Consider the following 18,172-nt stretch of genomic DNA (forward strand, 5'->3'; position numbering starts at 1 on the left):
GCGGCTCGTCGTCATCCGCCCACCCTGTCACGTCGGAACGGCTCGGCTAGGAGCGGAACGTGCGGCGGTAGGTGTCCGGGGGCACGCCGACGGTGCGGTGGAAGTGGCGGCGCAGCGTGGTGGCCGTGCCCATTCCGGTCGCGCCGGCGATCCGCTCGATCCCGTCGCTCGTGGTTTCCAGCAGCTCCTGCGCGCGGCGGATGCGTTGGACGAGCAGCCACTGCAGCGGTGTGGTGCCGGTGACCGACCGGAAGTGCCGGCCCAGGTGGCGCGAGCTCATGCGGGCCTGCCGGGCGAGGTCCTGCACCGTCAGCGGCTGGTCGAGCCGCTCCAGTACCCACGGGAGGAGTTCGGCGAGCGGGTGGTTCTCCGGGGCGGGCACGGGAGTGGTGACGAACTGGGACTGGCCGCCGTCCCGGTGCGGTGGCACCACCAGGCGGCGGGCGACGGTGTTGGCGACCGCGGCACCGTGGTCGAGGCGGACCAGGTGCAGGCACAGGTCCATCGCGGCGGCCTTGCCCGCGGAGGTGAGCACGCTGCCGTTGTCCACATAGAGCACGTCCGGATCCACCGTCACCCGCCGGTAGCGAGCGGCCAGCACGTCGGTGTGGGCCCAGTGCGTGGTGGCCCGCCGGCCGTCCAGCAGTCCGGCGGCGGCCAGGACGAACGCGCCGGTGCAGAGGGAGGCGACGCGCGCCCCCGCCTGGTGGGCCGCGCGCACGGCGTCGATCAGCTCGGCGGGCGGGTCCACGTCCACGTCGGCCCATCCCGGGACGATCACCGTGTCGGCGGCCGCCAGCCGGTCGAGGCCGTGGTCGGGCTCCAGGCGGAACCGTTCCACCCGGACCGGGCCCGCAGCGCAGACCGCCAGGTCGTACCAGGGGCCGGTGAGGGCGTCCGGGCGTGAGCCGAAGACCTCGTGCGCCAGGGAGAGTTCGAAGTGCAGCATGCCGTCGGTGACAGCCAGTGCGACGGAAGTCATGTCCGGAATTGTACGAGCCGTGTCGTTCCGGACACTCACTGCCCGGGGCCCGCCCCGACCAGGATCGCGGACAACGGGAATCGAACAGGGAAGAGGCACAGCCATGGGACAGACGGTCGCGGTGTTCGGGGCGTACGGGCACACCGGGCGGTTCGTGGTGGCGCAGCTGCGGGAGCGGGGCTTCCACCCGGTGCTGGTCGGCCGGGACGCCGGCAAGCTGGCGGCGCTGGCGGCCGGGCACCCCGGCAGTGAGGCGCGGCCGGCCTCGGTCGAGGACGCGGACTCGCTGGACCGCGCGCTGGCCGGCGCCGACGCGGTGATCAACTGCGCGGGGCCGTTCGCCGGCACCGTCGCCCCGGTGATAGAGACGGCGCTGCGCGCCGGGATCGCGTACGTGGACGTGGCGGCGGAGATCGAGGCCAACCTGGACACCTTCGACCGGTTCGCCGACCGCGCCCGGGCCGCGGGCACCGTGGTGGTGCCCGCGATGGCCTTCTACGGCGGCCTCGGCGACCTGTTGGCCACCGCCGCGATGGGCGACTGGACGGCAGCCGACGAGGTGCACATCGCTTACGGGCTGAGCAGCTGGCACCCCACCCCGGGCACCCGGCTGTCGGGCACGGTCTCGCGGGAGCGGCGCGGCGACCGCAGGCTGCGCCACACCGGCGGCCGGCTGACGTACCACCAGGACGAGCTGCCCGCCCTGCAGTGGGACTTCCCCGAGCCGCTGGGCGTCCGTCCGGTCATCGGCGAGTTCGCCATGGCGGACATCGTCACCGTGCCGAGCCACCTGGCCGTCACCGACCTGCACAGCTACATGACCGTCGAGGCGGTCCGGGACCTCGCCGCCCCGCAGACGCCGGCGCCGGTCGCGGCCGACGAGCAGGGCCGCTCCGACCAGACCTTCCTGGTCGACGTGGTGGTGCGGTCCGGCGGCAGGCAGCGCCGGGCGGCGGCCCGGGGGCGGGACATCTACGCCATCTCGGCACCCCTCGCGGTGGAGGCGGTGCACCGCATCCTCACCGGGCGGACCCGGGCGGTCGGGGTCGCCGCCGCGGGCGAGGCCTTCGACGCGGTCGACTTCCTGCGGGCCCTCTCCGGCCACCTGGCCGTGGACCTGGCCGGCTGAGGCCGAGCGCGGACGCTCTCGAAGCGAAGCGGCTTCGCCCTCGCCGCTCCGCCCCTCGCCGCTCCGCCCCTCGGAGAACCGCCCCTCGGAGAACCGCCCGAGCCGGCTGACGACACCGAGAACGAGAGCATGATTGCCGGACCGCTCGCGGACGCGATCGTGGACGGTCGGCGGAGGCGTCAGCCGGCCCGAAGACCCACCGCCAGCGTCAGTTCGAGGACCCGGTGTGGCGATGCGAGATCCGGAAACAGCTCCCGCAGCTGCGACATCCGGTAACGGACCGTCTGGGGATGGACGAACAACGCCGCCGCCACCTCTTCCCGTCTGCCCTGGTGCAGCAGCCACGCCCGCAACGTCTCCTCCAGCCGCCGTGCGGTCGCGACGGGCAGGGTCCGCAATGGTGCGAGGGCCCGGGCCCGCAGGTCCGCGAAGGCGTCCACGTCGGCGCTCAGCACCAGCTCGGGCAGGTGGTCCTCGGTGTCGCGGATATCAGGTGAGAGGGAACGCGCGCGTACGGCTCGTGCGTACGAGGCGGACGCACGAGTCCATGGCCGGGCCGGGCCGACCACGGCGGTGCGGTCGGTCAGCTGCCGCAGGAGATGTGATCGGTCGGCGTCGGGGACGAGCAGCACACCGGTGGCGTCCGGCAGATCGTCGAGGACGAGGGTGCTCGGGTCGAGCGCGCGGTAGGCGGGCCGGGCCTGGGCGGCCGGCAGCAGGACCGCGGTCAGCGAGACCGGAGGCTGCCACCCGGCCCGGTGGACAGAGGCCAGCAACACGTCCGGGCTCGCGCCGGCGAGGAGGTCGCGGGCCAGGTGCTCCAGGTGGCGCTCCCGGGCCCTGCCCCGGGCGGCCAGCTCGTCGGCATGGCCCGCGGCGCTCGCGGCGGAGAGCTCGTCGATGTAGGCGAAGGTCAGCTCGGCGAACTTGGCGACCTCGGCGGCGGGCAGACCCGCGGGTACGGCACCCGCTGCCAGGCACCGCCAGGCCACGCGGGCGCCGACGCGGTAGGCGCTGAGCAGGGCGTCCATCGAACGGCCGTCGCGCACCTCGCCGCGGCCCAGCTCGTAGGCCGCGTCACCGGCGTCGCCACCCGTGGCGTTCCCGCTCGCGAGGTCCAGGTAGTGCCCCAGGGCGGTGCGGACGGCTCGGCGGATGGTGGCGCCCATGCGGCCCGAAAGGGCGTTGGCATAGGGAGGGACCTCGTCGATGATCGCCTCGACGACCTCGTCGGCGGTAGACGTCAGCGCGGCCCGAAGCGCGGTGACCGTCGTCTCGTCCAGGACCAGCTCGCTGGCCCTCCGGATGGCATGGCTCACGTTCTTTGTTCCCCACGAACAATTCAGCCGACCAGATTCACGTCCTACGGTCAGGACTTTACGCCCCAAGGCGCAGCAAGCTGGAGTCATGACGAGTGCAACCCTCCGCGGCAGGGCATGGAAACTGCTGGAGATGGTCACGACGCCGCTGCTGCCGTCGGACTACCTCGACCTGGTCAGCCCGCTGCGTGCGGGCGCCGACCTGCGGGGACGCATCGAGGCCGTGCACCCCGAGACGGGTGATGCCGCGACCGTCGTGATCAGGCCGGGGCGGGGCTGGCGGGGCCACACGGCCGGTCAGTACGTGCGGATCGGGGTCGATGTCGACGGGAGGCGCCTGTGGCGGGCCTACTCCCTCACCTCGCCGACGAACCGCCCGGGCGGCCGCATCACGATCACCGTGAAGGCGATCCCGGACGGCAAGGTCAGCAACCACCTGGTCCACAGGGCGACACCGGGCACACTGGTCCAGCTCGACCAGCCGACCGGTGACTTCGTGCTGCCGCAGGCCAAGCCCGCCAAGGTGCTCTACCTGACGGCCGGCAGCGGCATCACGCCCGTGATGGGCATGCTGCGCGACCACGAGTTCGCCGACGTCGTCATGGTCCACTGCGCGCCGCGGCCGCAAGACGTGATCTTCCGCGACGAACTGCACGGCCTGGTCGCGGACGGCAGGCTGCGCCTCACCGAGGTGCACACCGAGACGGACGGCAGGCTCGACGTCGCCCGTCTCGGCGAACTCGTGCCCGACTGGGCCGAGCGCGAGACCTGGGCCTGCGGGCCCGCGGGCCTGCTCGATGCCGCGGAGGAGCACTGGACCGAGCACGGCGTCCGAGTGCGACTGCGCACCGAACGCTTCCGCCCCGGCATCGTCGTCGCCGGCGAGGGCGGCGAGGTCACGTTCAGCGCCACCGGCAGGGCCGTCGACGCGGACGGCGCCACGTCGTTGCTGGACATCGGCGAGGAGGCCGGCGTGCTCATGCCCTCCGGGTGCCGCATGGGCATCTGCTTCGGCTGCGTCACGCCGCTCAAGGCGGGCGCCGTCCGCGACCTGCGCACCGGCGAGATCACCGAGGCCGAGCCGGGCGTCCTCATCCAGACCTGCGTGTCCGCCGCGGCGGGCCCCTGCGACATCGAACGGTAGAAGCACCTTGACCGCCATCGACCCCACCACCCACCTGACCGCGGAGCAGATCGAGGAGCTCGGCCGCGAGCTGGACGCGATCCGCGACGAGGTGATCGCCAACCGCGGCGAGAAGGACGCCGCCTACATCCGCAAGGTCATCTCGGCGCAGCGCAAGCTCGAGCTGGCCAGCAGGGGCGTGCTGCTGTTCTCGATCTTCCCGCCCGCGTGGCTGCTCGGCACCGCCGGCCTGTCCGTGGCGAAGATCATGGACAACATGGAGATCGGCCACAACGTCCTGCACGGCCAGTGGGACTGGATGCGGGACCCGAAGATCCACTCCACCACCTGGGAGTGGGACCACGTCTCGCCGTCCGAGCAGTGGAAGCACTCGCACAACGAGCTGCACCACACGTACACCAACGTGATCGGCAAGGACAACGACCTCGGCTACGGGATCATGCGCGTCGACGAGGACCAGAAGTGGCGCCCCTTCCACCTCGGCCAGCCGCTGTGGAACTTCCTCAACGCCTGCTTCTTCGAGTACGGCATCGCGGCGTACGACCTGGAGCTCGGCAAGAACCTGCACAAGCGCCGCCGCAAGGACCCGGAGTTCCGCGCGCGGGCCAAGGCCGTGGGCCGCAAGATCCGCAAGCAGGCGCTCAAGGACTACGTGATCCACCCGCTGCTCTCGGGCCCGTCGTTCCTCACCACACTCGCCGCCACCTTCACCGCGAACCTGGTCCGCAACCTCTGGACCCACTCGGTGATCATGTGCGGGCACTTCCCCGAGGGCGTACAGGTATTCGAGCGCCAGTCGATCAAGGGCGAGACGCGCGGCCAGTGGTACCTGCGCCAGATGATGGGTTCGGCGAACATCAGCGGCAGCAAGGCCATGCACTTCATGACCGGCAACCTGTCGCACCAGATCGAGCACCACCTGTTCCCGGACCTGCCGAGCAACCGGTACGGCGAGGTCGCGGTGAAGGTGCGGGCGCTGTTCGAGAAGTACGAGCTGGAGTACGTCACCGGGCCGCTGCCCAAGCAGGTGTTCTCCGCGTGGCACAAGGTCTTCCGGCTCTCGCTGCCGAACAGGAAGCCCAAGGTCAAGATGCCGGACCGCGAGCATGAGCTCGTCGCCGCCTGATTCCCGGTATCAGTTCAGGCCTTTCGAGCCGGGAACCGTCCGAGCCGGGAACCTCCCCGCACAAGAGCGAACGCGGCCGGCGAAGCACCCGCCCGAGCACCAGGGCCTCAGCAGTCCGCCCACCCACCAGTCGTGCGGCTTGCCATCGTTGGCGATGCCATGCCTCGCCGATCAGGCGCCGGCCGGCGTCGGGCGCTTGGGCGGGATCCGACGGAGGGTTCCGATGAGCAGTCCTCGTCCGTCGTGAACGGGATGGTGCCGCTCGCCGTCGACCTCTCGCGGTTCGCCGATGTGGCAGAGCAGGCGGCTGGCGTCGGGGTGGCCGGCCGCTCGACGTCGCTGATGACGAACTCCCTGACCCGTTCCCAGTCAATGGGTTAAGACGGGAGGTTCCGCAGTGCTTTTCCTGTCCTTGCCCAAGCGCATTTCCGCCATCCAGACTGTCCGACCGACCAGTGCTTCACCATATGCGGTGTCGGTCGGGGGCCACCCGCCGCTTGATGTGCAGGCCTTCTCCTCGCACGTCTGTGCCAAGCGCAGGATCAGTGCGGTGCTCCGGCTCGCGCTGCCACGGCTTCGGCGAAACGCCCCAGCCCTTCCGGATCAAGCTGAAGGAACAGGTTCGGTTCGATGAGCTCCAGTTCCAGGACCACCGGTTCCCCGGCGTTGCACAGCACCAGATCCACCCGGGCGAACAGCGGTGCAACCGGCGACGGCACCGCTGCCAGAGCCGCCACCGCGGTACCGATCTCCGCCTCGGTCGGCCGGTACGGCGCAACGCCGAGATGCGGCACCAGGTCGTTGTCGATCACCCCCGGTTCCGTCAGCAGGGGGTCCTTGCGGATCGCATGGCTGAAGGCGCCGCCGACGAAGACCAGAGCGCGCTCTCCCTCGTCGACCCGGGGCAGGTACGGCTGGACCATCACGCTGCGGCCCCGGTCCAGCAGCATCCGGGCGTGACGGGCGGCATTCGCGTGCCGTCCAGGCTCGTAGCGCGCGGTGTCCAGGGCACCCGCGGAGACCGCCGGCTTGACCACCACACCGTCCGCCCCGTCGAAGTCGGCCGGGGTGATCCCTCTCCCGGGTTCGAGGAACCGCGTCGGCACGACGGAGACGCCGCGCCGGGCGAGCTCCCCCAGGTAGTGCTTGTCGCTGTTCCAGCGGACGACGGACGCGGGGTTCCACAGCCGGGTGACACCCGCAGTGGCGTCGGCCCAGGTCAGGAACTCGTCGAGCCGTTCCACGTAATCCCAGGCGGACCGGATGACCGCCAGGTCGAACCGCTCCCAGGTCACCGAGGCCGTGTCCCACACCACCGGTTCCGCCGACAACCCGTCGGCGCGCAGCGTGTCCACGATCAGCGGGAGATCCACGTCATGCTCCAGGCCAGCCCCGCTGGTCACGACCGCGACCCTGGCAACGCTCATGCAACTCTCCCGCCATCCACCTCTGCCCGCTGTCGGAGAAGCGGGAAGCACTTCGTCGGGAAGCGCTCGGCCGCGGTGCACTCCGTCGCGTAGCCGCTCCGTCGTGGTGTACTCCGTCGCCGGCCGCTAGGGCAGCACGGCGACGGAACGGGGCAGTCCGCGCTCGGGCTGCCGGGCGGGCTCCGGGCTTCGCCGTCCGGGCTCCGCGATCACTGTCGGGCCGACTTGCGGGCGGCCCGGCGGCGGGTCAGGAAGACGCCGATCAGCATGCCGACGAAGATCGTGACGGTCAGGACGACCCAGAGCGGCATGGTGACGTCGGAGATCCACAGGGTGATGGTCACCGAGGCCGTGTTGACCGCGATGAACCAGACGGCCAGGACCGCGATGACGGCCATGGCGATGGTGCGCAGCCGTACCTCGCGGCCCTTGACCGTGAGACGCGACGGCTCGTGGTGCGTGCTGGCGTTCTGCGGCATGGTTTCAGTATCGGGCGATTTGCGCGATTCGTCCCCGGAAGGTGCCGGTGCGGGCCCAGGGTCGGTGCGGGAGCCGGGCGCGGGACGCCCTTGGTCGGGGGCCGTCGTCCTCGGCGCGGCCGTGGTCCGTGACCGGGGCGCGGGCGGTTCAAGACCTCCGCGGCCACCGAGGCCATCGCCGGGCCGGGCTCGTCGCGGAATCTCCGAGCGGACCTGCTGGTTGGGATACGGATAGACGGTCCGACGGCTTCGGCTCCGGCGTCGGTGTTCCGAACCGGCGCCCGGCCGAGCCCTCACCGGGAGGCGTGTCCGATGGCTGACAGCACGATCCGCGGGATCGATCCCGCCGCGCGGCCGAGCGGGGACGGGTGTGTGGAGTGCCTGGCGGGGGACGGTCCGGGGTGGTGGTTCCACTTGCGGCGATGCGCCGCGTGCGGGCACATCGGATGCTGCGACTCCTCACCCTCGCAACACGGCACGAGGCACGCCCGGGAGGCGGGGCACCCGTTCCTGGCCAGCTTCGAGCCCGGCGAGGCGTGGTTGTGGAACGTCGAGACCGAGGAGTACTACGAGGGGCCGGAGCTGGCGGCGCCCGTCGCGCACCCGGCCTCGCAGCCGACGCCCGGCCCGCTGGGCAAGGTCCCCGCCGACTGGCAGTCGCAGCTGCACTGACCTGCTCGGACGTGCTCAGAGCGGTGGAGCGTGCAGGCGCGGGTCGGTGATCCCGCCCGGGCAGGCGAGGTTGTCGACATCCCAGCCGGCCCGGGCGGCTCCGGCCTGGTAGGCGCTCTCGTAGAAGCCGAGCACGGTTGCTCTCGGATCGGCCTCGGCCCGGGCCGCGTCGTAGCGAAGGACCGCCAGGTGGCTGTCGTTGAGCTCGGTCCACCGGGCGGATGCAGGTGTGAGCGGGTCGTCGGCCAGATGCGCGGGCTCGGGGGTCGTGTAGGAGTAGAAGGCCGCCTCGCCCAGGTTCTCGTCCCCGAACCAGAACCCGAAGCTGATCAGCTCCCGGGAGTACGCCTCACGCGTGACGGGGTCCACCTGCGCCGGCTGGTCGACGGTGCGTCCGGAGAACCGGGTGTGGGCGATGTCGAGTGAGTGCCAGAAGAGGTGGACGGGGCTGACCTTGCCGGAGAAGCGCGCCGCGAACTCCTCCAGCACCAGCCCGACCTGGCTGAGCACCTGCCAGTAGCGATTGGCCCAGGCGGGATCGTACGTCGCGTGCTCGAAGTCTTCGGCGAACGGCCGGTCGGAGTCGGCCAGCCGGTACGGCCGGGGGACCCGGAGCTCCATCCGGACGTCCAGCGCCGCCAGCACCTCCAGGGTCTGCCGGTGGAACGAGGCCACCGACTGGCCGGTGAGCGGGAAGGACCCTGTCCCGCCGTCCGCCGTCGCCACGACCAGCCGGTGGTCGACGAAGTCGAAGTCGATGGTGAAGATCGGGTTGCCGTCGACCTGTCCCATGGGCCGGGTGGTGATGCCGCGCCCGGTGAGGTGGAAGGGGACGTTCCACCAGTGGTTGCGGCGCACGCTCGCCGTCAGGCGGATCTTGCCCACCACCTGCGTGAAGCGGTGCAGCGTCTCCTTGGTGTCCCGCCACTCGGAGAGCGGCATCGGCGGGAACAGCTCCATCGCGCATCACTCCTGCCCGTTCGGCCGCAGTTCCATGATGACCACGGTGGTCCGAACGCGCAGACGGAGGCGGGGCGGGAGCAGCGGTCGCGGCCGACTGCGATGAGTCATAGCGTGGGCACCCGGTGTAGCCGGATTGCGATGGCTCGATATTCGATGAAATGAGGAACCCATGGCCAGCAAGGCCAGCATCGTCTTCGCCCACGGACTCTGGGCCGACGGGTCGTGCTTCAACAAGCTCATCCCCGCGCTCCAGGCCGAGGGGTACGAGGTCTCCAGCTCGCAGCACGGCCTCGACTCGCTCGAAGGCGACGTCGCGTGCGTCACCCGCTCCATCAACCGCGTGCCCGGCCCGGTCGTGCTCGTCGGTCACTCCTACGGCGGGACCCTGATCACCAAGGCCGGCGTCCATGACCGCGTGGGCGCACTGGTCTACATCGCCGCGCTCGCCCCGGACGAGGACGAGACCTCGCAGGACGAGCAGAACAAGTTCCCCCGTACGCCCGTGTTCGATCACATCGAGGTCGTCGACGGCCGGATCTGGCTCAAGGAGTCGGCTACCGGCGACTTCTGCGGCGATCTGCCGCCGGCCGAGCAGAAGCTCGTTCGGGCCGTGGGCGCCGTGCCGGTCCCCGACCTGTTCGACCAGCAGGTGCCCGGCACCGCCTGGCGCACCAAGCCGAGTTGGTACATCGTCGCGAACAACGACCGGACGGTGAACCCGGACCTGGAGCGGGCCGCCGCCGAGCGCATGGGCGCCAAGACCTTCGACGTCGACAGCGACCACGTGCCCATGCTCTCGCACCCGGACTTCGTCCTCGACGTCATCCGCGACGCCGCGAACTCCCTCGAGGCGTAGGCGTCGGTCGTCTGGACTCCGCCCGGGTCTATTCCCGGGTGGCTCCCTCCTGCCGGCGCAGGCGGTAGGTCACGGCGAGTCCCCAGGGGATCGCGAAGAGCAGGACGAGGACGAGGCCCAGGACGGGCGGCGACGGCCGCGCCGCGGCGAGGGCGAGGCAGGCGAGGGCGGCCGCGGAGCAGGTCCGGGACAGTGCGAGGTACAGCTCCCGCTTGGTGTGCCAGGCCTGGAGGGTCGTGGCGACGAGCATGGTGCAGACGAGCACGACGGCCGCGCCGCCGCACAGCACCCAGGCCGTGGCGGCAGGAGTGCGGGCGGCGTGGGTGTGCTCGACCAGGCTGACCATCGCCGCGCCCATGGCGGCGACCGCGGCCGTCAGCGGCAGGTGCGCCAGCATCCACTCCACCGTGGCCGCCGGCGTCCGGCGCGGCCGGCGGTGGCCGGCGAAGTCGAAGTACGTCCACCAGGCCCCGAAGCCGACCACGACGGCGATCAGCGCGACGGTCAGCGTGAGCGCGTCGACCGGCTCGGCGGCGAGCCCGCTGACCACGCCGGTCACGGTCTCGCCGAGCACGATGATGATGAGCAGCCCGAACCGTTCGATCAGCGCGTCCGTGACGGTGCGCGCCGCCGTCTCGCGCGGCGTCGCCCACACGATCACGGCGGCGAAGCCGGCCAGGTAGGCAAGGTCGAGCAGTCCCCAGGCCCGGACCCGGGCGGTGGTGGAGAGCAGCGCGCTCGCCCCGAGGGCGGCGGCGCACAGGATGGTTCCGGTGACGAACAGCCGGCTGGGCCGGTGGAATTCGGGCCGGTCGCCGCGGGAGGCCAGCAGCCACAGCAGGGCGAGGACGGCGAACAGGATGCCGGCCGTGACGGCGAAGGCGGCTCCCCGCGCGCCGTCCGCCTCGGGGATGGAGGCGCCCAGGGGGACGAGGATGAGGACCTGCAGCAGGAAGGTGCTGCGGGCGCGGGCATCCTCGCGGCCGTGGAGTTCGTGGTGGAGGCTCCCGTTGACCCAGGCGATCCAGATCAGCCCGAACACCGCGGCGTACTCGCCGATGCCGCTCCAGGTGAGCTTCCCCGCGAGGTGGTGCGCGGCCTGGGCGACCAGGGCGACCACGACCAGGTCATAGAAGAGCTCCAGAGGGCCGACGACGCGTTCGCGCGGCTGCTCGCCGTGGGGGCGCGGCGGCTGCCAGAGCCGGCGGCCCAGCCGCCGGAGCGTCGGCCACCCGGCCCGGTCCCGGGCACTGTCGTCGCTCATCGGGTGATCGGCTCCCTGACTGGCGTGGGCCCGGTGGCCGCGCGCGAATCAGGGCGCGCAGGGGCGGGTCTCGGTCCAGTCGACCATCAGGCGGCGCTCGGCGAAGTACCACGCGCCGTCCTGCTTGACGAATTCGTCGAGATAGCGGATGGAGGCGATCATGATCGTGCGCTCGGTGCCGATGTCGCGCGAGATGTGGTGGGCGAGGCAGTAGGTCTCGTCGCTCGCCCGGTCGCCGGCCAGTTCGACGATGCTCTGGCCGTTGAAGTGGGTGGTGGTCCGGTAGGCGTTCAGGCCGTCGAAGACCGGGGTGAGAGACTCGCGGCCCTGCAGTTCCTGGGTCGGTTCCGCGGCGGTGGCGTCCATGGACACGAGGAAACGGGTGTCCTCGATGAACAGCGCCGTCTGGCCGCCCGCGTCCCGTCGGTCGGCGCAGTGCGCGTAGGCGTCGATCAGCTCGCGGACGGCCAGCCGGTCGGCGCCTCCTGCGGCGGGACGGAGCGGTGGTTGGACATGGCGGCCCCTGGTGAGACGATCCGACATTCGGATGGGAACACCGGTCCGGCCAACTACCGCACCTTCGACGAGGCCCGCGTCGTCCTGGGGTTTGACGGGCTCTTCGCTCGGTTCGCGGCGCCGGCCCAGGCCGCACTCGCGATCACGACAGAGCGGCGGATCAAGGTGACCCTGGTGGAGCAGGGCCGAGGATGCCGAGTGTTCATCCTCCGTCTTGATCATCTCGCACAGCAAACGAACGCGGGCCACTTCCTGCGAAGAGGTTCGGCCGCGCCGCCGTCCTTGGAGAGCAGTGGAGCCAGTTGTCGGCGAGATTGATCACAGCCAGGGCCAGTGATGACGCACCGCGAATCTGGTTCTGGCCGCAATTCCGTGAATGATCTTCTGCTTGGCACCCGGCGCCGGACGGAGGGCCTTGCCGCGGGTGGCCCGCTCCGCGTCGCCGCGCACCGCATCATGATCGTTCACGGAATCGCGGCCAGAGCCTCGAAACTCCCAGCGCAGTTCAGAGCAGGTGCGATCCCGGATCGCGTCCGGATCGCCAGGCTGCCTGGACCTCGCCCGCCCTCGCAGGCCTCGTCACAGGTCGCCGAGGCGGTCCTCGATGCGGCCGATCTCCTGCTGCAGATCCTCGATGTCCTTCTCCAGTTCCTGAGCCGCCCTGATGGCGGCGGCGAGCTCCTTCTCGGCCTTCTTGGCCTCGGTGCTGCTGCGGCCGTGCTGGCGGCGGGCGGCCTCCAGCACGCCGCGCAGCCGGCCCACGCGCTCCAGGGCTTGGGCGTGCCAGCCGTTGACCTCGTTCAACTCCCTGGAGCACCTGTCCAGGGAGATGCGCAGTTGGCTGCGCCGGGGAAAGGGGTTGTGGCCCCAGTCCATGAGGATCATGTGGTTCCAGTTGCAATCCACCACGTACGGGCCGCCCCGAGTTACGTACTTGTCGAGCTGCTCCTGGGTCGGGTAGCCGCCCGCGGCCGCGGCGGTGCCGGCAGACACGGTCACGATCCCACTCGCCATCAGCGCGGCCACGGCCACGCCCGCGGCTCGTGTCTTGATACTCGGCATGGTGAACTCCCTCATGTCGACCGCCATTCGGCGGGTTGAGAGGTCAAAATACTCATCGAACTGACGTGCCGCCATACCGTTGTCGAAAGCCGCATTGCTGGTGCCGCGATGCCGGTCAAAGCCCGGAAGGATGGCCGCCGCGAGGCCCCGGCCGGGTGGGAAGACGGTGGAGAGCGGTTGTGCGCCCGCCAAGCCCCGCGCCGCCCCGATGGCCCGGGCCCAGGTCCACCTGCTGTGGAGCTGTGTGACTGGCTCAGTCGACGTCCGTGATGATGGCGTCGACGTCGAGGCCCTGGAGCCCGGCCAGGGCGTCGTCAGCCGCAGCCTCTTCGGCAACGGTTTCTTCGGGGTCGGTCTCTGCCGCAGCACTCGATCCGGGCGGCCGGATTCGTCGTCGACCACGTCGGGCGCCAGGTCTTCCCCGCGAGTCCGTCCTTCGTCGGCCCGGCCGTGCTGGGCGGCGCCAGGCTCCCGGCAGCGACCCCGTCCGGACGCGACACCGCCACGGCCGTGCCGGAGAAGGCTGCTGGCGGCTGACGGGCCGTGCAGCTCAGGAGCGGCGGCGCGGCTTCCGTGTTTCGGGGCGACCTTCCCGGCGGTGGGCCTGCCCCGACCGTCGCCCTGCTTCTGCCCGCCCTGCGTGCCCGCCCTGCTACGGCGTGGGCTTGCGGCCGGTGGGCGCCTTCGCGGCGGGGTTCGCGGCCGCGGCCGCGGTGGTACCGCGGGAGCTGTTGACGGTGCGGCCGCGCACCACGCCGATGAACTCCTCGACCAGGTCGGTGGTCAGGTCCTCCAGGCAGGCCAGGGCGACCTGGGAATGACCTGGACCGGCGCCGGGCCGCAGCGGCCCTGGGTGTGCATCCCAACACCGTCGGCAACCGACTCCAGCGTGCGGGCCGACTCACCGGCCTTGCCTTCACCACGACCGACGCCTTGCTCACCCTCGCCGTCGCCGGTGTCGACCTCGCCCACCTCCATCGCCTTGTCCAAGGATCTGCGGAAGCTCGGTCGGAAGTTCGTCGGGCCGACGACCGCCTTCGCCTTCATGCAGGCTATGGGGGCTGGTCAACGACCATGCGGAGGACCGCGCGATCCGTTCGAAGGCAGAGCGCGAACGCCTGGCCTTCACGCGCCCCAGTCGCTGACAGTCCAATACCCGGGCGGATGCTGTTCCCGTCACACGGCGAGCAGGAATACGACACCCTCGGAACAAGTGGTCTCCGCCGGTATGGTGCGCGGCGATTGCATGCGGTCCCGTCGCGTCCTGCGGGGGTCGGTAGGCATGAAGGTGGTCGCGGGTGGGTCCGATGACCATCAGGTTCGCTCGCTTGGAGGGCGGGAGTAGCGGGCTCGCATGGCCTGGCTCGCGGCGGGCCCCGCAGCGAAGACGTAGGAGCCGCTGTCGTCGAGTCGGCGTCCGGTCCTGGCGTCGACGACCACGGGCTCGACTTCCTCACCAGTCTGCGCGTCGACCAGGACCATGCTGCGTTGCTCGGGCGCCAGGCGGGAGTTGCCCCAGGCCGCCAGGGCGACGATCACCGGGCGCAGGGTGCGGCCCAGGTCGGTCAGGACGTACTCGTGGCGTACGGGGTTGGTCTGGTAGGGCCGACGCTCCAGCAGCCCGTCGGTGACCAGCGTCTTCAGGCGTGTGGTGAGCATGCTCGAGGAGATGCCCAGGCTCTCCTGGAACTGGTCGAAGCGGGTGTAGCCGTCGAAGGCGTCGTGGAGGATCAGCAGGGTCCACCACTCGCCGACGTGCTGCACGGTGGTGGACAGCGGGCACTCCCGGTCCTCCAGCCTGATCCGGCTCACCATCGCGACCATCTCCCCAGTTGCTGCTAAAGTCGAAGTTAGTGGCTTCGATTTTAGCAGGCACGGTGGGTGTCGCACTCGACTCGTCGGCGCCTGGGAACGGAGGACACCGTGACGAAGCCCGTCAGCGATTCCCTTCAGGGCCGACACGCCCTGGTCACTGGTGGCACCAAGGGCACCGGCGCGGCCATCGCCCGCCGCCTCGCCCACGCGGGCGCCACCGTCCTGGTCACCGCCCGGAGCCGCCCGCAGGACGTCGCGCCGGAGTCGTTCATCGCCGCCGACCTCTCCACCGCCCAGGGCGCCGCGAGAGTGGTCGCCGAAGCGCTGGACCGCACCGGCGGCATCGACATCCTGGTCAACACCTTCGGCGGCTCCAGCGCTCCCGCCGGCGGTTTCGCCGCCTTGGGCGAAGACGAGTGGGCCAAGGAGCTGAACACGAACCTGCTGGCCGCCGTGCGCCTGGACCGGGGCCTGCTGCCCGGCATGCTCCAGGCCCGCAACGGCGCCATCGTGCACGTCTCCTCGATCCAGCGCCGCATGCCCCTTTGGAACGGAACGCTCGCCTACGCCGCGGCGAAGGCAGCACTGACGACCTACAGCAAGGGCCTGGCCAACCAGGTCGCACCGCACGGTGTCCGCGTCAACGCCGTCTCGCCCGGCTTCGTACAGACCACGGCGGCGGACGAGCTCGTCGGCCGGATCGCCCAAGGCGACGGCACCACCACCGAAGCCGCACTCGGAAAGCTCATGGACTCGCTCGGCGGCATTCCGCTCGGACGCCCCAACCGACCCGAGGAAGTCGCCGAACTGGTGGCCTTCCTGGTCTCCGACCGCGCGTCCGCCATCGTCGGCGCCGAATACGTGATCGACGGCGGCACCACACCCACCGTGTAATCCGCCTCAACCTGAGGGACCATCATGAACAAGCCCCAGCACCGGTCGAGCACCCCTGACGCCCTCCCCGACGCGGTCAGCCACTACCTGCGCGCCCACCGCGCCCACGACACCGCCGCAGCCCTCGCCGCCTTCGCCGACGACGCCACCGTCATCGACGACGGCACCACCTACGCCGGAACCGCCGCGATCGAGAAGTGGCTCAACCGCTCCGCGAGCGAGTACACCTACACCACCGAGCAGACCGGCGCCGAACAGCCCGACGCCGACCACTGCACCGTCACCAACCGCCTCGAAGGCGACTTCCCCGGTGGCGTCGTCGACCTGCACTACCGCTTCACCCTCCATACCGGCACCATCCAGCGCCTCGTCATCGAACCCTGAACGGCAGCCCTACACACGTGCCATCACGACGAAGGCGTCGCGAACTCCTCGATGGCGTCCGGGCACCCCGCGCGCGGTCAAGCGGCAGGCGAATAGCTACGAGCTGCTCACCGCGCTCTACAAGCCCAGCAGTGGCAGGCACTCGTCGAACGCCTGACCTCCGTCACCCGGGCCGCCGCTGACCAGAACCTGCGCCTGCCTGAACCCATCACCGCCTGGGACGAATGGTTCACCGCCAAGGGCTACGAGGTCCTGATCCTCACCGACCCCGTCGACGAGATCTGGACCGACCAGATCCCCTCCTTCGAGGCCACCGCTTCCAGTCGATCGCCAAGGGCCAGGTCGACCTCGCCGACGACTCCGACGCCGACGGCAGCAACGAGGCGAAGACCGAGAAGGCCCAGCGCGAACAGGACGGCACGGCCTCGATGATCGCACCGATCAGGTCCGCCTGTCCGTTCCGGGCCGTCTGCGGTGCCGCCGGCGCCGGCTCTTCCATTTCCGCCTCCCTGCGCGGTGTCGCTGGGTACTTCTGGCGCGCGGCGGCGGCTCGGGGGGTTGCCGCCGCGCGGCGGGAGACTACCTCACTCACGGGCACCGCAAAATCTACGCGCGCCGGAGTAGACATTGCTCGCGGGCGGGTCTAACGTTTCTCTCGTAGACAGCAGTCGGCGATACCGGCCAGACACGAACTGGCCGGGGTTGTTGGACAGAAGTTCGCAGTTCGGTCCGGCAGTGGAGTTCCGAAGCCAGGCAGGTGCAGGACGGCGACGGGACTGACTGCCGGACCGGGCGGCCCGCAGGCAGCAGGGGCCGCCACCAGCGGTATCGAGCAGTACGCAGTTCAGTGAGTGCAGTACCGGCAGTACGAAAGTGACAGTTCAGTACAGAGGATGAACGGAGGGTGCAAGCGCCATCAGGATCGCCCGGCCCGTGAACACTCGCCCGGGCGGACACCGCAGACCCCAACGTAAGGACGGTGGTTTCCGGTCACGCATACGCGATCCCCGCACACTCCCTTCCACGGGCAGTGCGGAAGTAGAAGGACCGGCTCAGGCCGGTAGATGGTGTTGTTCCCCTTCGGGGCCCCGGAGCCGACACGGCCCCGGGGCCCCTCGACGCGTTCTCCCCGAGAACCAGAGAGGTGCAGTGACTACAACGGCCAGCCCCGACGCATCCGACAAACTCGACGACGACGACTACCCCGCCTACACCATGGGCCGCGCCGCCGAGATGACCGGCACCACCCCCGGCTTCCTGCGAGCCCTCGGCGAACACCGCCTCATCACCCCGCTACGCTCCGACGGCGGCCACCGCCGCTACTCCCGCTACCAACTGCGCATCGCCATGCGCGCCCGCGACCTCGTCGACCAGGGCACCCCCATCGAAGCCGCCTGCCGCATCGTCATCCTCGAAGACCAACTCGAAGAAGCCCTGCGCCTCAACGAACAACTCCGCCGCTCCCAACACCGCCAGGAGCCCACCGCGGACACCTGACCCGCCCGCCAGGCCGACGGGACCGGCCTGCGGTGAGCGGCCATGCTCACCGCAGGCCGCCCCGAGAACGAGAAGCTCCAGCCACCGATCGCCGGCCGGCGTCCCCACCTGTACGGCCCACACGGCGCCTACCGGCCCCGGGCCGCCCGGTGCGACGGCTCTGTGTCCTGGTGGAGTCACACCCAGGGGGCGTTTGTTCCCCACTGTTCTGCCCGGAACATGACGCGTGCCCCGCAGGTGGGCCCGGACCGGACTCCCACCTCCTGGGCCTACAACCCCGACGGCCCCTTCCCCCGTGGAGGTCGCCGGCGTGCAGAGGATTCCAGGATCCTGTGCTGCCCAGTCGTCCGGTGTGCCCGGGCCGACAGGGGGAGTGTCCGGAATCCTGATAGTCCGTCACAGACGGCTACCACCGATTACGGGACAGAGCCGGAATCCTGATAGCCCCCCGACAGGCCGGTCTAGAAGCCGATCAGGCCGATGGCGTGGCCGTCGGGGTCGACCACCGGCCACACGGCCAGGCCTCGGGCGGGGAGTGTCATGAATCAGGCTCTTACAAGATTTTCGTAGCTGGTGATCGCTTCAACTTACCTGTGGTGTCGCCTGGTTGGCGGTGAGACGCTGTCTGGGTGTGTTGTCGTGG

At 70.6% G+C, this 18,172-nt stretch carries 18 protein-coding genes; 9 read left to right on the forward strand and 9 right to left on the reverse strand.

What is annotated here, in order from left to right; genetic code table 11:
- Window positions 1-46 precede the first annotated feature (46 nt).
- Window positions 47-982: a helix-turn-helix domain-containing protein gene (locus ACFWP2_RS34720; protein WP_380459062.1), complete on the reverse strand. Its 936-nt coding sequence runs from the start codon at window positions 980-982 to the stop codon at window positions 47-49.
- 103 nt (window positions 983-1,085) lie between these two features.
- Here ACFWP2_RS34720 and ACFWP2_RS34725 point away from each other — a divergent pair, with 103 nt between their 5' ends.
- Window positions 1,086-2,111, forward strand: a complete 1,026-nt coding sequence (locus ACFWP2_RS34725; RefSeq protein WP_380459065.1) for a saccharopine dehydrogenase NADP-binding domain-containing protein — start codon at window positions 1,086-1,088, stop codon at window positions 2,109-2,111.
- 179 nt (window positions 2,112-2,290) lie between these two features.
- Here ACFWP2_RS34725 and ACFWP2_RS34730 read toward each other — a convergent pair whose 3' ends face one another.
- On the reverse strand, window positions 2,291-3,430 hold the full coding sequence (locus ACFWP2_RS34730; protein ID WP_380459068.1) for a PucR family transcriptional regulator: 1,140 nt from the start codon (window positions 3,428-3,430) through the stop codon (window positions 2,291-2,293).
- An 88-nt stretch (window positions 3,431-3,518) separates the two neighbouring features.
- Between ACFWP2_RS34730 and ACFWP2_RS34735 the strand changes: the two genes are divergently transcribed.
- Window positions 3,519-4,574, forward strand: a complete 1,056-nt coding sequence (locus ACFWP2_RS34735; RefSeq protein ID WP_380459070.1) for a ferredoxin reductase — start codon at window positions 3,519-3,521, stop codon at window positions 4,572-4,574.
- Between the two features lie 7 nt (window positions 4,575-4,581).
- Window positions 4,582-5,700 carry a fatty acid desaturase family protein gene (locus tag ACFWP2_RS34740; RefSeq protein ID WP_380459073.1) on the forward strand — a complete coding sequence of 373 codons (1,119 nt, stop codon included), beginning with the start codon at window positions 4,582-4,584 and terminating at the stop codon, window positions 5,698-5,700.
- Between the two features lie 542 nt (window positions 5,701-6,242).
- Here ACFWP2_RS34740 and ACFWP2_RS34745 read toward each other — a convergent pair.
- Together ACFWP2_RS34745 and ACFWP2_RS34750 are read right to left on the reverse strand one after the other, a co-directional pair.
- Window positions 6,243-7,127, reverse strand: a complete 885-nt coding sequence (locus tag ACFWP2_RS34745) for a RimK family alpha-L-glutamate ligase (RefSeq protein WP_380459075.1) — start codon at window positions 7,125-7,127, stop codon at window positions 6,243-6,245.
- A gap of 209 nt (window positions 7,128-7,336) precedes the next feature.
- Window positions 7,337-7,606, reverse strand: a complete 270-nt coding sequence (locus ACFWP2_RS34750; RefSeq protein ID WP_380459078.1) for a lipopolysaccharide assembly protein LapA domain-containing protein — start codon at window positions 7,604-7,606, stop codon at window positions 7,337-7,339.
- Between the two features lie 312 nt (window positions 7,607-7,918).
- Here ACFWP2_RS34750 and ACFWP2_RS34755 point away from each other — a divergent pair, with 312 nt between their 5' ends.
- The gene (locus tag ACFWP2_RS34755) at window positions 7,919-8,278 is read left to right on the forward strand and encodes a UBP-type zinc finger domain-containing protein (RefSeq protein WP_380459081.1); all 360 of its coding nucleotides are present in this window, start codon (window positions 7,919-7,921) and stop codon (window positions 8,276-8,278) included.
- Between the two features lie 15 nt (window positions 8,279-8,293).
- Here the strand turns inward: ACFWP2_RS34755 and ACFWP2_RS34760 are convergent, their stop codons facing one another.
- A complete protein-coding gene (locus ACFWP2_RS34760) occupies window positions 8,294-9,238 on the reverse strand; it encodes a DUF5996 family protein (protein ID WP_380459084.1) in 945 nt (314 codons plus the stop codon).
- Between the two features lie 172 nt (window positions 9,239-9,410).
- Between ACFWP2_RS34760 and ACFWP2_RS34765 the strand changes: the two genes are divergently transcribed.
- Window positions 9,411-10,097, forward strand: a complete 687-nt coding sequence (locus tag ACFWP2_RS34765) for an alpha/beta fold hydrolase (protein WP_380459087.1) — start codon at window positions 9,411-9,413, stop codon at window positions 10,095-10,097.
- A 28-nt stretch (window positions 10,098-10,125) separates the two neighbouring features.
- On the opposite strand, the gene ACFWP2_RS34770 is transcribed toward ACFWP2_RS34765, so the two are convergent.
- The 3 genes from ACFWP2_RS34770 to ACFWP2_RS34780 all read right to left on the reverse strand — a co-directional run bounded on the left by ACFWP2_RS34770 (window position 10,126) and on the right by ACFWP2_RS34780 (window position 12,939).
- Window positions 10,126-11,361 (reverse strand): low temperature requirement protein A, encoded by a 1,236-nt coding sequence (locus ACFWP2_RS34770; RefSeq protein WP_380459090.1) that lies wholly within the window; start codon window positions 11,359-11,361, stop codon window positions 10,126-10,128.
- A 48-nt stretch (window positions 11,362-11,409) separates the two neighbouring features.
- Window positions 11,410-11,904, reverse strand: coding sequence for a nuclear transport factor 2 family protein (locus tag ACFWP2_RS34775; RefSeq protein ID WP_380459092.1), 495 nt, complete (start codon window positions 11,902-11,904; stop codon window positions 11,410-11,412).
- A 552-nt stretch (window positions 11,905-12,456) separates the two neighbouring features.
- The gene (locus tag ACFWP2_RS34780) at window positions 12,457-12,939 is read right to left on the reverse strand and encodes a hypothetical protein (RefSeq protein WP_380459095.1); all 483 of its coding nucleotides are present in this window, start codon (window positions 12,937-12,939) and stop codon (window positions 12,457-12,459) included.
- 955 nt (window positions 12,940-13,894) lie between these two features.
- On the opposite strand from ACFWP2_RS34780, the gene ACFWP2_RS34785 reads away from it, so the two are divergent.
- The gene (locus ACFWP2_RS34785; protein ID WP_380459098.1) at window positions 13,895-14,284 is read left to right on the forward strand and encodes a DNA-3-methyladenine glycosylase I; all 390 of its coding nucleotides are present in this window, start codon (window positions 13,895-13,897) and stop codon (window positions 14,282-14,284) included.
- Here the strand turns inward: ACFWP2_RS34785 and ACFWP2_RS34790 are convergent.
- On the reverse strand, window positions 14,254-14,754 hold the full coding sequence (locus ACFWP2_RS34790; RefSeq protein WP_380459101.1) for a winged helix-turn-helix transcriptional regulator: 501 nt from the start codon (window positions 14,752-14,754) through the stop codon (window positions 14,254-14,256). The two genes, ACFWP2_RS34785 and ACFWP2_RS34790, sit on opposite strands and share 31 nt — an antisense overlap.
- Before the next feature lie 108 nt (window positions 14,755-14,862).
- Between ACFWP2_RS34790 and ACFWP2_RS34795 the strand changes: the two genes are divergently transcribed.
- The 3 genes from ACFWP2_RS34795 to ACFWP2_RS34805 all read left to right on the forward strand — a co-directional run bounded on the left by ACFWP2_RS34795 (window position 14,863) and on the right by ACFWP2_RS34805 (window position 17,529).
- Window positions 14,863-15,648, forward strand: a complete 786-nt coding sequence (locus ACFWP2_RS34795; protein WP_380459103.1) for an SDR family oxidoreductase — start codon at window positions 14,863-14,865, stop codon at window positions 15,646-15,648.
- 24 nt (window positions 15,649-15,672) lie between these two features.
- Window positions 15,673-16,032, forward strand: coding sequence for a nuclear transport factor 2 family protein (locus ACFWP2_RS34800; protein ID WP_380459105.1), 360 nt, complete (start codon window positions 15,673-15,675; stop codon window positions 16,030-16,032).
- A 1,215-nt stretch (window positions 16,033-17,247) separates the two neighbouring features.
- Complete coding sequence (locus ACFWP2_RS34805) at window positions 17,248-17,529, forward strand: MerR family transcriptional regulator (RefSeq protein WP_380459111.1); 282 nt, start codon at window positions 17,248-17,250, stop codon at window positions 17,527-17,529.
- The last annotated feature ends 643 nt before the right edge of the window (window positions 17,530-18,172 follow it).

This window comes from Kitasatospora sp. NPDC058444 (assembly GCF_042721415.1).
Taxonomy (GTDB): domain Bacteria; phylum Actinomycetota; class Actinomycetes; order Streptomycetales; family Streptomycetaceae; genus Kitasatospora.